Source organism: Streptomyces sp. NPDC057486 (genome assembly GCF_042802415.1).
Classification (GTDB): domain Bacteria; phylum Actinomycetota; class Actinomycetes; order Streptomycetales; family Streptomycetaceae; genus Streptomyces; species Streptomyces yanii.
In genome coordinates this window covers 18,899-32,732 of record NZ_JBHVEE010000025.1, presented here as the reverse complement: position 1 = coordinate 32,732, position 13,834 = coordinate 18,899, and the positions used below count along the sequence as shown (strand labels likewise).

Annotated in this window: 10 protein-coding genes; 8 read left to right on the top strand and 2 right to left on the bottom strand. The window is 70.8% G+C overall.

Annotated features, from left to right (window positions below; all coding sequences use genetic code 11):
• Positions 1-9 precede the first annotated feature (9 nt).
• Positions 10-1,527 (bottom strand): pectinesterase family protein, encoded by a 1,518-nt coding sequence (locus tag ACFU6I_RS14675; RefSeq protein ID WP_384365598.1) that lies wholly within the window; start codon positions 1,525-1,527, stop codon positions 10-12.
• Positions 1,528-1,986: 459 nt separating this feature from the next.
• Between ACFU6I_RS14675 and ACFU6I_RS14670 the strand changes: the two genes are divergently transcribed.
• The 8 genes from ACFU6I_RS14670 to ACFU6I_RS14635 all read left to right on the top strand — a co-directional run bounded on the left by ACFU6I_RS14670 (position 1,987) and on the right by ACFU6I_RS14635 (position 11,205).
• Complete coding sequence (locus ACFU6I_RS14670) at positions 1,987-2,718, top strand: GntR family transcriptional regulator (RefSeq protein ID WP_266991407.1); 732 nt, start codon at positions 1,987-1,989, stop codon at positions 2,716-2,718.
• A gap of 8 nt (positions 2,719-2,726) precedes the next feature.
• The gene (locus ACFU6I_RS14665; RefSeq protein WP_384365595.1) at positions 2,727-4,712 is read left to right on the top strand and encodes a glycoside hydrolase family 127 protein; all 1,986 of its coding nucleotides are present in this window, start codon (positions 2,727-2,729) and stop codon (positions 4,710-4,712) included.
• The gene (locus ACFU6I_RS14660) at positions 4,702-5,481 is read left to right on the top strand and encodes a glycoside hydrolase family 28 protein (RefSeq protein WP_384365592.1); all 780 of its coding nucleotides are present in this window, start codon (positions 4,702-4,704) and stop codon (positions 5,479-5,481) included. The genes ACFU6I_RS14665 and ACFU6I_RS14660 overlap by 11 nt, the downstream gene beginning before the upstream one ends.
• Before the next feature lie 199 nt (positions 5,482-5,680).
• The gene (locus tag ACFU6I_RS14655) at positions 5,681-6,724 is read left to right on the top strand and encodes a TIM barrel protein (protein WP_384365589.1); all 1,044 of its coding nucleotides are present in this window, start codon (positions 5,681-5,683) and stop codon (positions 6,722-6,724) included.
• Complete coding sequence (locus ACFU6I_RS14650; protein WP_384365586.1) at positions 6,721-7,629, top strand: transketolase; 909 nt, start codon at positions 6,721-6,723, stop codon at positions 7,627-7,629. The genes ACFU6I_RS14655 and ACFU6I_RS14650 overlap by 4 nt, the downstream gene beginning before the upstream one ends.
• A complete protein-coding gene (locus ACFU6I_RS14645) occupies positions 7,626-8,582 on the top strand; it encodes a transketolase family protein (protein WP_384365583.1) in 957 nt (318 codons plus the stop codon). The genes ACFU6I_RS14650 and ACFU6I_RS14645 overlap by 4 nt, the downstream gene beginning before the upstream one ends.
• Positions 8,579-10,033, top strand: a complete 1,455-nt coding sequence (locus ACFU6I_RS14640; RefSeq protein WP_384365580.1) for an FGGY family carbohydrate kinase — start codon at positions 8,579-8,581, stop codon at positions 10,031-10,033. Before ACFU6I_RS14645 ends, ACFU6I_RS14640 begins: the two co-directional genes overlap by 4 nt.
• Positions 10,034-10,239: 206 nt before the next feature.
• Positions 10,240-11,205 (top strand): sugar-binding transcriptional regulator, encoded by a 966-nt coding sequence (locus ACFU6I_RS14635; protein WP_384365577.1) that lies wholly within the window; start codon positions 10,240-10,242, stop codon positions 11,203-11,205.
• A gap of 116 nt (positions 11,206-11,321) precedes the next feature.
• On the opposite strand, the gene ACFU6I_RS14630 is transcribed toward ACFU6I_RS14635, so the two are convergent.
• The gene (locus ACFU6I_RS14630; RefSeq protein ID WP_384365574.1) at positions 11,322-13,754 is read right to left on the bottom strand and encodes a glycoside hydrolase N-terminal domain-containing protein; all 2,433 of its coding nucleotides are present in this window, start codon (positions 13,752-13,754) and stop codon (positions 11,322-11,324) included.
• Positions 13,755-13,834 lie beyond the last annotated feature (80 nt).

The window sequence follows — 13,834 nt, the reverse complement described above, 5'->3', positions numbered from 1 at the left end:
GCGGGCACCTCAGTTTCCCCGGCCGCGGCCGGTCGTGGCGGACGGATCCCAGCCGTCCAGCAGGGTTGCCGGGTCGCGCCAGGTGAGCGCCTCGGCCTCGGTCAGTTGCCGTGAGCAGGGCAGTCGCTGCGAGGTGTCCGTCGGAGCCCCGCGCAGGTCCGTGCTGCCGTACTCCCAGAAGCGCAGTTGCTGACCGGTCGAGCAGTCGAATCCGGTCAGGCCCCAGCCGACGGGCGCCACATGGGCGTCCATGGCGGTGTCGATGAAGACGGCCTGGCTGGCGGGGAAGCGGCTGTCGATGCGACTGAGCAGGACGCTGCCGTCGGCCACGCCCGGCGCGCGGGTGAGCCGGGTGCCGGAGAAGACCACGCCCGGCCCGTCGGGAGCGTTGCGGATCTGGCTGATGTATCCGAGGTCGAGCGCCTTGAGCTCGGAGTTGCGGACGAACACGCCGCCGGTCCCCCAGAAGAAGTCGACGTCTCCCTCGATGTACGAGTCGGCCACGTACGCGCGTCCCTGGAGGCGCAGGGTGTCCTGGTGGCTGAGGATGCGCACCCGGTCCAGGACGATGCGGTCGCCGTTGCCCCGGAACGCCTCGGACTGCGAGCCGCCGTCGGGGGTGAGGTTGTGTACGGTGATGCTCCGCAGCCGGAAGTCGTCGGCATCCACGCCGAACGCGGCACGCCAGCAGTTGAACCGGTCCGGTTGCGGCAGTACCCGTCGCGGGCAGTAGCTCTGCTCCGGGGGCACGTCGGCCATGGCGGAGTCGCCGTTGAGCACGCTGTTGTTGGGGTAGGCGACGACGGTGCGGCCTGCTCCGGAGCCGTTCACCCGCAGGTGCGGCCGGCTCTGGCCGATGTAGACGATCTCCCGGTAGGTGCCGGGGGCCACATCGATCGTGATCTCCTGTTCGTTCCCCTCCGGGACGAAGTCGACGGCGCCCTGCACGGTGCAGAAGTCGCCGCCGCCGTGTGCGTCCACGCGCAGTTCCGCGGTTCCGGGGCGGGGCGCGGCGGCGGTGCGGAACCGCCAGGTACGGGGCGAGGTGATGCCCGCGTGCCCTTCGAAGAAGCCCTGGTCCACGGTGACGTAGTACTGCTTCCCCGGATCCAGGGAGCGGTGCAGCAGGACGGTGGCGGTGCGGCCCTCGACGACGACCGGCTCGTAGGTCCAGCGATGCGGTTCGCCGTAGTCGGAGCGTGCCCCGCCGATGAGGCGCTGGTACGACGCCGGGTCGGCGAGGTCGATGGTGTCGACGGCGCTGCCGTCGGGGCGGTGCACGGTCAGGCGGCCCCTGGAACCGACCCGGACGTCCGATTCGAAGGTGAGGCGCAGGGGTGTGTCGGCGCAGACGGCGCGTGCGGTGCCGCTGGGGGCGACCGCGGCCGGCGCTCCGGGGGTGTCGGGCAGGACCCCGGCCACCGCGGGCAGGGGCACGGCCGTCGGGGCGAGCAGGACGGCGAGGACGGAACCGGCGCGCAGCACCGGTCGTACGAGGACAACGAGCTGACGTAATTTCGTTCGCATGGGAGCGGCTCCTCATACCGGCATACCTATGGCATGCCAGCGATGGAAGCACATGACCCGCAGGGTGAACACCCCTTGTACAGCGCCGGAACGACGGCCCGCACGACGACTGGGGACCGACGCGGACAAGGCGGACCAGCCGGACCGACCGGGCCTCTTCACCATGGTCCGGCACCTGTCCGGACGGAAGCCCGCCCTCGGAACCGCTGGTCGCGGCGGTGCGGGGTCACCCTCGACCGTCTGGCCGGATCGCATCCCGGAGAGCAGCACTCCTCTGTGCCCGGCCGCCGCGGGAGACCGCCCCGGGGTGCGCCGACGGCGGCCCTCAAGGTACTCGCGGGCACGATCTCGCCCAACGGGCGGACAGTTGGCTTACCAGTGGCATACCATTCGTCACGGGCGTGCAGGGCGAACGGTACGGTGGCCCGGACCACAGTCACGGAGTGCCAGGAGGACGGCATGACCCCACCGAAGGCGGATTCGACCCCGCGCGAACCGGCCACGTCGTCGATCGCCGTCACGGCAGAGGAGAGCCTGGAGAACCGGGCGCGCAAGGCACTGGTGGACTGGCTGACGAAGGAGCACCCCGCTCCCGGCCAGCCGGTCCCTGTGCGGGAGTTCGCCCGGCGGCTGGGGATGAGCCGTACCCCGGTGCGCAGCGCGGTCGGCCGTCTCTACGAGCGCGGCCTGCTCGCCTACGACCCCGTCGCCGGTTTCACCGTCGCCATTCCCTCGCTGTCCAGCATCTACGAACTGTTCGAGCTGCGGCTGATGCTCGAATCGCACGCCCTGCGCCTCTTCGGGGAGCGCACCGACCGGCAGCCGCCGGCCCGGCTGCGCGAACTCGTGGACGAGGCCGACGTACTGGCCCGGGAGTCGGTGGAGGACCACACGCGCTACATCGACTTCCGGGAGAACGACGGCCGGTTCCACCGCGCCATGGTGGAACTGGGGGGACTCCCCCGGTTGTTGGAGCTCCACGACGACCTGCATCTCAGCATCCATGTGACCCGCACCGGCATGGAGGCCCCCATCACCGCGTCCAGGCTGAACACCGCCGTCTCGGAACACCGCGCCGTGGTCGACGCGCTGGAACGTGGCGACCGGTCGGCGGCCCGGGACCTGTTGGAGGCGCACATCCTGCGGGTGCGTGACCAGACCATCGCCTTCCTAGCCCGTCCCACCATCTAGGGGAGACCATGTCGGGACCTGCGGTACCCACCAGCAACGCGCGCACCGCACACCGTCCGCTCCGACTGGAGCGACCGGAGCTGACCGGCGGACCGTGGCGCCGGTGGCGCGACGTCAACCGCACCGTCAGCCTGCCACTCGCCCGGGAGTGGCTGGAGCGCGCCGGCAATCTGGACAATCTCCGGATCGCCGCGGGGGAGGCTGCCGGTGAGCACCGCGGTCCCGTCTACATGGACTCGGACGTGTACAAGGTCCTCGAAACGGCGGCCTGGGAACTCGGGTCCGCCGACGACCCCGATCTGGCCGAGTTCCTCGCGGACACGACCCGGCTGCTGGCCCGCGCCCAGCGGGACGACGGCTATCTCGACTCCGCCTACGACGTGAAGCAGCCGGGTCAGCGCTACACCCGGCTGGTCGACAGCCACGAGATGTACTGCGCCGGCCATCTGATACAGGCCGCGGTGGCCGCCCACCGCACCACCGGCGACACCGCGCTGCTCGACGTCGCGCGCCGGTTCGCGGACCACCTCGCCGATGTGTTCCTGGCGGACGAGGGGCCTGGACTGGACGGCCATCCCGAGATCGAGACCGCGCTCGTCGAGCTGTACCGGACGACGGGTGAGGAACGCCATCTCGCGCTGGCCTCCGTCTTCGTGGAGCGGCGCGGGCGCGGGCTGGTCGGCGCGCACAAGCACGGAACGAGGCACCGTCAGGACCATCTGCCGGTGCGCGAGGCCCCGGCGGTCACCGGTCACGCGGTGCGGGGACTTTATCTGGAGGCGGGGGTCGTCGACCTCGCCTCGGAGACGGGCGACGCCTCCCTGCTCGACGCCTCGGAGCGCCGCTGGCTGGACATGGTCGCCGCCCGGACGTCCCTGACCGGCGGTCTCGGCTCGCGCCAGGTCGGCGAGGTGTTCGGCGAACGGTATGAACTCCCGCCGGACCTCTCGTACAACGAGACCTGCGCGTCGGCCGCGAGCATCCAGTGGAGCTGGCGGCTGCTGCTGGCCACCGGCCGGGCACGCTACGCCGACCTGATCGAGCGCACCCTCTACAACGCCTTCGCCGCCGCGCGCTCGGCCGACGGCCGGACCTATTACAAGGGCAACCCGCTCCAGCGCCGGGCGGACCACGCCGAGGCGGTCGGCGATCCACGCTGCCGCGACGAGTGGTTCTTCTCCGCCTGCTGTCCGCCGGCGGTCACCCGGCTGGTCGCCTCCCTGGAGCACTACGCCGCGACGGTCTCCGAGCACGCCGGTGTGCCGACCCTGCATCTGCACCAGTACGCGCCGCTCTCCCTGACCGCCCCCTTCGCCGGCGGCCGGATCGGGCTGCGGGTTGAGACGGACTACCCCTGGCAGGGCCGTGTCGCGATCACCGTCGCCGAGGCACCCGAAGGACGGTGGGCGCTGGCGCTGCGCGTCCCGCCGTGGTCCGCCCGGACCCGGCTGGACACCCCGGACCACAAGGACGTCGCGGTCACCGCCGACCAGGACGGGTACGCGGTGGTGGAGCGCGAGTGGCGGGCCGGGGACACCGTGGTGCTGAATCTCGACATGGCTCCCCGGCTGACGCTTCCGCACCCGCGCGTCGACGCGGTGCGCGGCTGTGCCGCCGTCGAACGCGGCCCGCTGGTCTACTGCTTCGAGCAGGCGGACCAGCAGGACGGCGTCGAGGTGGACGACCTGGCGATCTTCCCCGACACGGTCTTCAAGGAGGTCGCGCACGGCGACCTGGACGGTCTCGGCCCCGCCGTCACCCTGCGGGCCCCCGCCGTCGCCGTGTCAGGAGCCCATGAGGCGGGGCTCCCCTACCGCACGCTGGGCGGCCCTGCCGCAGTGGACACCGCACGGCCCGTCACCGCCACCGCGGTGCCGTACCACCTGTGGGACAACCGCGGTGACGGCGCGATGCGGGTCTGGATGCCGCTGTACGTCGGGGACACCGTGGAAGGGCTCCGGGCAGTACAGCTGGAAGCCCGGAATGCCCAATGAAAGGGCCGACTGGGCGACTTTGGAGCAGTGGGGCGCACAGAACGTGCCGGTCGCGGAGCGCGTGCTCGGCGAGGGTCACTACTTGCGCCCCAGCTTCATCCAGCCGTACGCATGCACGGACTTCCTGATGGAGGGCGTCACGCTCCGCAACTCCGCTTTCTGGAACATCCATCCGGTGCTGAGCCGTGACATCACCGTGCGCGACGTCCGGATCGAGTGCGAGGGACCCAACAGCGACGGCTGCGACCCCGATCCGTGCGAGAACGTCACGATCGAGCGCGTCACCTTCGCCACACACGACGACTGCATCGCCATCGAGTCCGGCCGCGACCAGGACGGCCGACGGGTGGGCGTGCCGTCACGGCGCATCCGGATCCGGGACTGCGTGTACCTCAGCGGCGGAGCCGCTGTGGCGGTCGGCAGCGAGATGAGCGGCGGCGTGTCGGATGTGCTCGCCCAGCGGCTCCGCCTGCCCTTCGACCCCGCCCTGGGCGAGGCGTCCGTCGCCTCGGTCCTGGTCGTCAAGTCCACCCCGGCAAGGGACGGTTACGTCAGAAACATCCGTGTCGTCGACGTGGATGCGCCGGCCTGGACGTACGTGCCGTTCGAGGTCACGTTCCAGTACGCCGGTGACGTCGGCGGTGCCACGCCCGCCGAGGTGACCCGGCTGTCGGCGGCGCGCTGGTCAATGCGCGGCCCTGCGAGTACCCGGTGCGCGTACGGGCCCGGCCCGAGGCGCCGGTCAGCGACGTCACCCTGGACCGCCTGACCTTCGACGACGCCGCACAGGACATCCTGCTCCAGTCCGTGAACGACCTGACCGTGCGGCACGTCATGGTCAACGGCCGCCTCCAGGAAGGCGCGCCGTAACCCCAGGATGCCTCCCCCGGCCCTGCCGCACGCGTGACCAATAGCCTTCGTTGCACGGGGGGTTGACGCACTCGAAGCGCATTCGTACGTTGATTTGCATGTCCACTCAGCAACGCATAGATATTCACTCGCCGAGTCCGGGTGAACCGGTCTACGGCGCCGGCGTCTGGCACTTCGCCACGTACGTCGACCGCTACGCCACCGACGGATACGGCGAACCCCGCACGGTCCTGGACGCCATCAAGCTGGCCGGTGCCGTCGGCGACCTGTCCGTGCTGGACCTCAACTGGCCCTTCCCGCCGGGGGGCATCAGCACCGCCGAGGTACGCGACGCGTTGGCCGAACAGAAGCTGCGGGCCATCGCCGTGACCCCTGAGTTCTACACCGGCAAGTTCGCCAGGGGTGGCTTCACCAACCCCGACCCGGCCGTGCGCCGCCAGGCCATCGACTTGGTCGCCGCCTCCGCCGAAGTGGGGCGCGAGCTCGGTGTCGAGTACGTGAAGATCTGGCCGGGGCAGGACGGGTACGACTACCCCTTCCAGGCCGACTACACGGACCTGTGGGCCAAGTCGGTGAGCGCGCTGCGCGAACTCGCCCAGTCCTTCCCCGACTTGAACTTCGCCATCGAGTACAAGCCGCGTGAGCCCCGCAACCGGATGGTCTTCTCCTCCGTCGCGCGAACCCTTCTCGCCGTCGAGGACATCGGAGTGGACAACGTGGGGGTGCTGCTCGACTTCGGGCACTCGCTGTACGGGGGCGAGACCCCCGCGGAGGCCGCCCGGATGGCGATCGCCCGCTCGAAGCTCTTCGCCATCGACGTCAACGACAACTTCCGCGGCTGGGACGACGACATGGTCGTCGGATCCGTCCACCTTCTCGAGACGTTCGAGTTCTTCTTCGCCCTGCACGACGCCGGGTGGGACGGGGTGTGGCAGCTGGATCAGTTCCCCTTCCGCGAGGACCCCGTCGAGGCCGCGCGCGCCGGCATCCGCACGATGCGCGCCTTCCACCGCGCCCTCGGCTACCTCGACCGCGATGCGTTGGCCGCCGCTCAGGCCTCGCAGGACGCGCTCGGCGCCCAGCGCATCGCGAAGCGGGCACTGTTCCGTGCCCTCGCCGAGTCGGAGAGCGAGTCCGCGTGACCGCCACCGCGGAGGCCACCGCCCCGCTCGCCGTTGACGCACCCGCGGCCCGGGCATACCACAGGATCGGCGCGCGCCTGCGCGCCGCCTCGCCCACCGAGGCAGCCGCCGAACTCGCCAAGCTCTCCGCCTCCGTACGATGCGATGTCCTGACCACGATCCAGGCGGCGGGGATGGGGCATGTCGGCGGCGACCTCTCCGTCACCGATCTGCTGGTCACCGCGCTGTGGGGAATCCTGCGCATGCACCCGGACGAGCCGGACCACCCGCAGCGCGACCGCTTCGTGCTCAGCAAGGGACACTGCGCCGCGGCTCTGTACTCGACGCTCGCCTCCTGCGGGTTCTTCCCGCGGGCCCGGCTGCGCGAGTTCATGGCACCGCTGTCGCCGCTGAACGGCCACCCCGCCCGGCTCAAGGTGCCCGGCGTGGAGACCAACACCGGTCCGCTCGGTCACGGATTCCCCGTCGCCACCGGCATCGCACTCGGTTCGCTCCTGCGGGGGGAGAGCTGGCGAACCGTCGTCGTCCTCGGCGACGGCGAGATGCAGGAAGGCAGCAACTGGGAGGCGGCCATGACGGCCGCCCACTACGGTCTCGCGAACCTCACTGCCGTGGTGGACCGGAACAGGCTTCAGCAGGGGGCCCGCACGGAGGACACCTCGTCCCTGGAACCCCTCGGCAGGAAGTGGGAGAGCTTCGGGTGGGAGGTCCGCGTCATCGACGGTCACGACCACCGGGCGATCAAGGAGGCGTACGCGCCGTCGACCGCCGGACGCCCCGTCGCGGTCATCGCGCAGACGGTGAAGGGCAAGGGCGTCTCGTTCATGGAGGACCGGGTCGAGTGGCATCACAAAGTACCCACCGACGAACAAGTACGCCTCGGACTTTCGGAGTTGGGACGATGAACAGCCTTGCGCGGGAGACGGTGCTGTACGACTGCCGGGTGGACTTCGCCGCAGAGTTGGCCGCCCTGGCGCGTGCCGACGAGCGGATCGTGGCGGTGTGCAACGACTCGGTCGGCTCCAGCAACCTCGTGCGGTTCCGGGCGGAGTTCCCCACCCGGCTGATCAATGTCGGCATCGCCGAGCAGGACATGGTCGGTGTCGCCGCGGGGCTCGCCAATGCGGGATTCGTCCCGTTCGTGTCCGCCGCCGCGCCGTTTCTTACCGGTCGCGCGCTGGAGCAGATCAAGGCGGACATCGCCTACACGCAACGGCATGTCGTCCTGTGCGGCCAGAGCCCGGGCATGGCGTACGGCGAACTGGGCCCCACTCATCACTCGATCGAGGATCTGTCGTGGATGCGCGCGGTCTCCGGCCTGGAGATCATCGTTCCGGCCGATCCGTCCGAGACCCGTGGCGCGGTGCGCTACGCCGCCACGTCGGGCAGGCCCGCGTACATCCGCATCCCGCGGTTCAAGGTGCCCGCCGTCATGCCGGAGGGCACGGGGTTCGAGACCGGTCGGGCCACGCGGCTCACCGAAGGCCGGGACGTCACTCTGATCGCCGTCGGCACCATGGTCTCGCGTGCGCTGGAGGCCGCCCACATCCTCGGCACGGAGGGCGTGTCGGCCCGCGTTCTCAACATGGCGTCCGTCGAACCGCTCGACGAGGCCGCCGTGGTCGCCGCCGCGCGGGAGACCGGGGCCATCGTCACCGCGGAGGAAGGACTGCTCTCCGGCGGGCTCGGCGCCGCGGTCACGAAGGTGGCGGCCGAGCAACATCACGTACCCGTAAGGATGTTGGGTGTTCCGAGCTTCGCGCCGACGGGCAGCGCGTCCTTCCTGCTCGACCACTTCGGCCTGAACGCCGAGGGGATCGCCGGCGCCGCACGATCGGCCCTGGGACGGGCTCGATGAGACCGCATCTACTCGCTGTCGACCAGGGCACCAGTTCCACCAAAGCCCTGCTCCTCGACGCGGTCGGAACCGTCGTCGCCCGGGCCGTGATCCCGCTCGCACAATCGCACCCCGGCCCCGGCCGCGTGGAGCAGGACGCCTGGGCGCTCCTGGAGAGTGTGCGGGCGGCCGTCGCCGACTGCCTGCGGGACGCCGATCCGCGCAGCGTGGCCGGTCTCGCTCTCAGCACGCAGCGCGAGTCGGTCGTCCTGTGGGACGCGGCGAGGGGAGAGCCCGTGGCCCCGCTGGTCAGCTGGCAGGACCAGCGGGGTGGCGAGCTGGCGGCCCGCCTCGGCCGCGAGGGTCACGGCGACGACATCCGGCGGCGTACCGGGCTTCCCCTCGACCCCATGTTCTCGGCCCTGAAGATGGCTGCGCTGCTCGACGAGTACGACCCCGGCCGCACCCGTGGGCTGCGACTGGGCACAGTGGACGCGTTCCTTCTGCAGGCGCTCACGGGAGAGCCGGTCACCGAGATCGGCAACGCCTCCAGGACCCAACTGCTCAGCCTCGCCACCGGCGAGTGGGACGACGAACTGCTCGGCCTGTTCGACATCCCTCGACAGGCGCTGGCCCGGGTCGTGCCTTCCACCGGGCCGTTCGGAACGGTACGGCGGCTGGATCCGCTGCCGGACGGCACCCCCGTGCTCGCGGTGATGGGTGACTCGCACGCCGCGCTGTTCGCACACGGTGGATGGCGTCCTGGCATCGTGAAGGCCACGTACGGCACCGGCTCCTCCGTCATGACCGTCACGGACGAACCCCGGGCGGCCGAGAACCTGTGTACCACCATCGCCTGGTCCACCGGCCGCCCGGCCTACGCCCACGAGGCCAACATCCGCTCCACCGGGCGCACCGTTACCTGGCTCGCAGATCTCCTCGGCGCCTCCCCCGACGAACTGATCCGGCTCGCGGCCGGCGCCGACGCGGGTGACGTGACGCTGGTCCCGGCCTTCGGCGGGATCGGCGCTCCCTGGTGGGACGCGCGGGCGGTGCCCGTGCTGGCCGGGTTCGATCTCGGTACCGGTCGTAGTCAACTGGCGTGCGCGGCACTGGAGTCGGTCGCCTTCCAGGTCGGGGATGTGCTCGCTGCCCTCCCTGCGGCACGGTACGTGGTGGCCGACGGCGGACTCAGTCGCAGCGACGCCCTCATGCAGCTCCAGGCCGATATCTCGGGCGTGACCGTGGCCCGCACCGCGCACCATGAGATGTCCGCCGCGGGAGCGGCCCATCTCGCCGGGCTCGGCCTGGGTCTGTGGACGCTCGACGAGTTGTCGGAACGGGCCGACAGCCGCCTGCGGATCAGCCGGCCCGCATGGGAGCGTGCGCGGCGTGACGCTGCCTGGGCCCGGTGGCGACGCCGACTCGGCGCTGCCCGCGATCTCGGTTCGATCCGCCCGCCCAGTGGGTGAGGACTCAAGTATCCGAAGGGCACACAGACGTCATGACCGGCGTGGATCCGGCAGGCCCGGCCCCACCCCGTAGCGCGGCACGAAGGCGAGCAGCGAGCCTGCGTGAGATCCGGCGAATCACGCGGCGACCGTCTGCTCACCCGAGCATTCACCCGGCGATACATTGACCGCGTTGGACACGTTCGGACCTGGAGAAGAGAGGCACGATGGCGGCAGGATCGTCGGATCCCGGACCCGGCCATGTGCGGCTGCTGGTCAAGGTGGCCCGTATGTACCACGAGCGTGGTGTGCGGCAGCCCGAGATCGCGGCGCAGCTGAGCATGTCGCAGCCCCGTGTCTCCCGGCTCCTCAAGGAAGCGGTCGAGCGCGGTGTGGTGCGCACGGTGGTCGTCTCCCCCGACGGCGTCCACGCCGAGCTAGAGGAGGCCCTGGTCGAGCGCTTCGCGCTCCGGGACGCCGTCGTGGTCGAGGTGGAGGGCCCGGGCACCGACGTGATCCCGGCCCTCGCCGCCGCGACCGCCACCTACCTCGACGCCACGCTCAAGGGGGGCGACACCATCGGGGTCTCCTCCTGGAGCGCGACGCTCCTGGAGTCCGTGAAGATCATGCGGGCCAAGACGTCGTCCGTCGCCCACGAGGTCGTCCAGCTCCTCGGCGGCTCCGGCAGCCCGGAAGTACAGTTGCACGCCACACGCTTGACGAGCCGCCTCGCCGAACTGACAGGAGCCCAGCCGGTGTTCGCTCCGTCCGCCGCGCTGGTCGGCAGCCCGCAGCTGCGTGACCTGCTCTCAAAGGAACCGGCGATGGCCGAGACCATGCAGGCGTGGTCCCGGCTCACGCTGGCCCTGCTCGGGGTCGGCAGCCTCGACCCGTCGCCTCTGCTGCGCCGCTCCGGCAACGCGATCAACCACGAGGACCAGCGGCACCTCAGAGAACTGGGGGCAGTCGGTGACGTGTGCGCCCGGTACTTCGACGCCGACGGGCATGCCGTCGACGCGCGCTTCAACGACCGCCTCATCGGCATCGAACCCGACCGGCTGCGGGCGGTGGAACGCCGGATCGCGGTTGCCGGAGGCATGGACAAGGCTGCCGCGATCCGCGGTGCGATGCTCGGCAAATGGGCCAACATCCTGATCACCGATGTCGAAGTGGCGAGAGAACTGCTGAAGTGACCCGCCGGATTACGGCACTTGGACGCACAAGCTGCTGCCACGGCTCCGGACCACCGAGGATCGGGCCGCGGCTCAGCCCGTCGTCGCGCCGCTGACCGGTGGGCCGCTCCCCCGCGTCAGCGCCCCGTGGACCGGGCGGTCAGCAGATACCGTCCGCCGCGGCGGGTATCGAAGGACACCACGCACTCCTCGGGCCGGTCGGCACCGGCACCCTCGACGTCCACCGGGTGCGGGGTCCGGACACGCACCGGGTTGCCGAGCAGCGAGCGCACCTCGGCGTGCGTGATCCCGTCCGCCGTCCATGCGAGGTCGACCTCGAATCCGCCCCTGGCCCGCAGCCCGCGGAAGGAGCCGGCGGGCCAGGACTCGGGAAGCGCCGGCAACAGGGCGATCTCGTCGGCGTGGCTCTGCAGCAGCATCTCCGTAATGCCGGAGATCCCGCCGAAATTGCCGTCGATCTGGAACGGCGGGTGCAGGTCGAAGAGATTGGGGGCGGTGCGCGCGGGGGTGAGCAGGTCCGCCAGGTGCTTGTAGGCCCGTGCCGGGTCCAGGAGCCTGGCCCACATGTTGATCTTCCAGGCGAGGGACCATCCCTGACCGGCCGTTCCGCGCAGTTCCAGGCTCTTCACCGCGGCAGCGGCGAGTTCGGGAGTCGTGCGCGGATTGATCTGCGCGCTCGGGAAGACGCCGTACAGGTGGGACACATGACGGCTGCGGACCAGCGCGGCCTCCTCCCAGTCCTCCAGCCACTCCTGGATCTGGCCGAGGTACCCGACCCGCGTGGGCGCGAGACGGTCGCGGATCTCACTGACCCGCTCGACGAGTCCGGCGTCCCGGCCCAGTTCCCGGGCGGCCTTCCGGAAGGCGTCGAACAGGTCCCGCAGGAGCTGCATGTCGATGGTGGGACCGGCACAGATACTGACGCTCTCGCCCTCGTCCTGGTGATGGGTGACCTCGGGGGACTGCGAGGGGTTGGTGACGAGCCAGCCGGTCTTCGCATCCACGACGAGCGTGTTGACGAAGAACTCGACCGCGCCCTTCATCACCGGGTAGTTGCGGCTCAATTCACCCCTGTCACCCGTGAAGCGGTAGTGGTCCCAGAGCATCAGGCAGAGCCATGCGCCACCGGTCGGCCACATGCCGTACTGTGCGGCGTCCACGGGCGCGGTCCCCCGCCAGCCGTCCGTGTTGTGGTGCAGCACCCAGCCGGGTGCGTCGTACATCGCCTTGGCGGTACGGGTTCCGGACTCGGCCAGTTCGTGGACCATCTGCACGGCCGGGTCCCAGCACTCCGCCAGGTTGGCGGGTCCGGCCGGCCAGTAGTTCATCTCGAAGTTGATGTTGACGGTGTACTTGGACTCCCAGGCCGGGTTGAGGCTGTCGTTCCACAGGCCTTGCAGGTTGGCGGGCTGGCCCGGTGTCCGGGAGCAGGAGGCCAGCAGGTAGCGCCCGTACTGGAAGTACAGGGCGGCGAACTGCGGGTCCTTGCCGTCCGAGAAGAGCGGGATGCGCTGATCGGTGGGCAGAGCGGTCCGCTCCGAGGGACCCAGGTCGATTGCGACCCGGGAGAACAGCTGCCGGTAGTCGGCCACGTGCCGGGTGCGCAGGTGCTGGTACGGCCGTCCGGCCGCCGGGGCGAGGTGTCGGCGGGCCCTGTCCTTGGGATCGGCTCCGGCATCCAGGTAATTGCGGTAACTGGTCGCCATGGAGATCAGCAGGGTCACGCTGTCGGCGTCCTCGACGGTCAGCGCGCCGTCAGCGGTGGACACGCGGCCACCCTCGGTCCGCGCATGGGCGAGCGCGCGGAAGTGCACGGACCCGGGCAGGCCGTACCAGTCGCCGCTGACGCCGTCGAGCGCGACGGTGTGCGCGTCCACGGTGGAGCCGGTCGCCCGCTGGGGAGTGGTGAAGCGGGCGGTGAAACCGATGGCGCCCGGTGTGTCGGCGGTCATCCGTACGACGATGACCTGGTCGGGGCTGCTGGCGAAGACCTCCCGCACGTGGCGGACTCCGGCGCGCGTGTAGCCGGTGCGCACGACCGCGGTCTCCAGGTCCAGCTCGCGTTCGTAGTCGGTCACTTCGCCCGTGCCGTCGAAGGCGAGTTCGAGGTCACCGAGCACCTGGTAGGCGACCTGCTCGGAGGGGCTGCCGATGAAGTCGCTGTCGATCAGCCGCTGCGCCTGGTTCCACTTCTCCTCCACCACCAGGCGGCGGATCTCGTCCAGGTGGGTTCCGGCACCGGGACGGACGTAGTCGTGCGGGCCCCCGGCCCACAGGCTGTCCTCGTTGAGCTGGAGCCGCTCGGTGTCGGTACCGCCGAAGACCATGGCGCCGATCCGGCCGTTGCCGACCGGCAGTGCCTCCAGCCATGCCGCCGCCGGGGACCGGTACCACAGGCGCATGGGGTTGGGACCGTGCGCAGAGCCGCCGGCCGATGATGCGGCGGCACCGGCCGCTCCGGCCGCCTGTGCGCTTCCGGCGCTCAGGGCCATCGACGCCGCGGATGCTCCGGCAACGGCCAGGACGTTCCGCCGGGACAACTCGGACATGGGGTCCTCCAGATGTGTGGTGCGGTGCGGGCAGGTGACGTGCCGGTCGCGGGGCGGGGGGCGCGGCCGCGTCCCGCCCC

Excerpts from the sequence above, each read along its gene's own strand:
- ACFU6I_RS14675 (WP_384365598.1), bottom strand. The coding sequence starts at position 1,527 with ATGCGAACGAAATTACGTCAGCTCGTTGTCCTCGTACGACCGGTGCTG.
- ACFU6I_RS14670 (WP_266991407.1), top strand. The coding sequence starts at position 1,987 with ATGACCCCACCGAAGGCGGATTCGACCCCGCGCGAACCGGCCACGTCG.
- ACFU6I_RS14665 (WP_384365595.1), top strand. The coding sequence starts at position 2,727 with ATGTCGGGACCTGCGGTACCCACCAGCAACGCGCGCACCGCACACCGT.
- ACFU6I_RS14660 (WP_384365592.1), top strand. The coding sequence starts at position 4,702 with ATGCCCAATGAAAGGGCCGACTGGGCGACTTTGGAGCAGTGGGGCGCA.
- ACFU6I_RS14655 (WP_384365589.1), top strand. The coding sequence starts at position 5,681 with ATGTCCACTCAGCAACGCATAGATATTCACTCGCCGAGTCCGGGTGAA.
- ACFU6I_RS14645 (WP_384365583.1), top strand. The coding sequence starts at position 7,626 with ATGAACAGCCTTGCGCGGGAGACGGTGCTGTACGACTGCCGGGTGGAC.
- ACFU6I_RS14640 (WP_384365580.1), top strand. The coding sequence starts at position 8,579 with ATGAGACCGCATCTACTCGCTGTCGACCAGGGCACCAGTTCCACCAAA.
- ACFU6I_RS14635 (WP_384365577.1), top strand. The coding sequence starts at position 10,240 with ATGGCGGCAGGATCGTCGGATCCCGGACCCGGCCATGTGCGGCTGCTG.
- ACFU6I_RS14630 (WP_384365574.1), bottom strand. The coding sequence starts at position 13,754 with ATGTCCGAGTTGTCCCGGCGGAACGTCCTGGCCGTTGCCGGAGCATCC.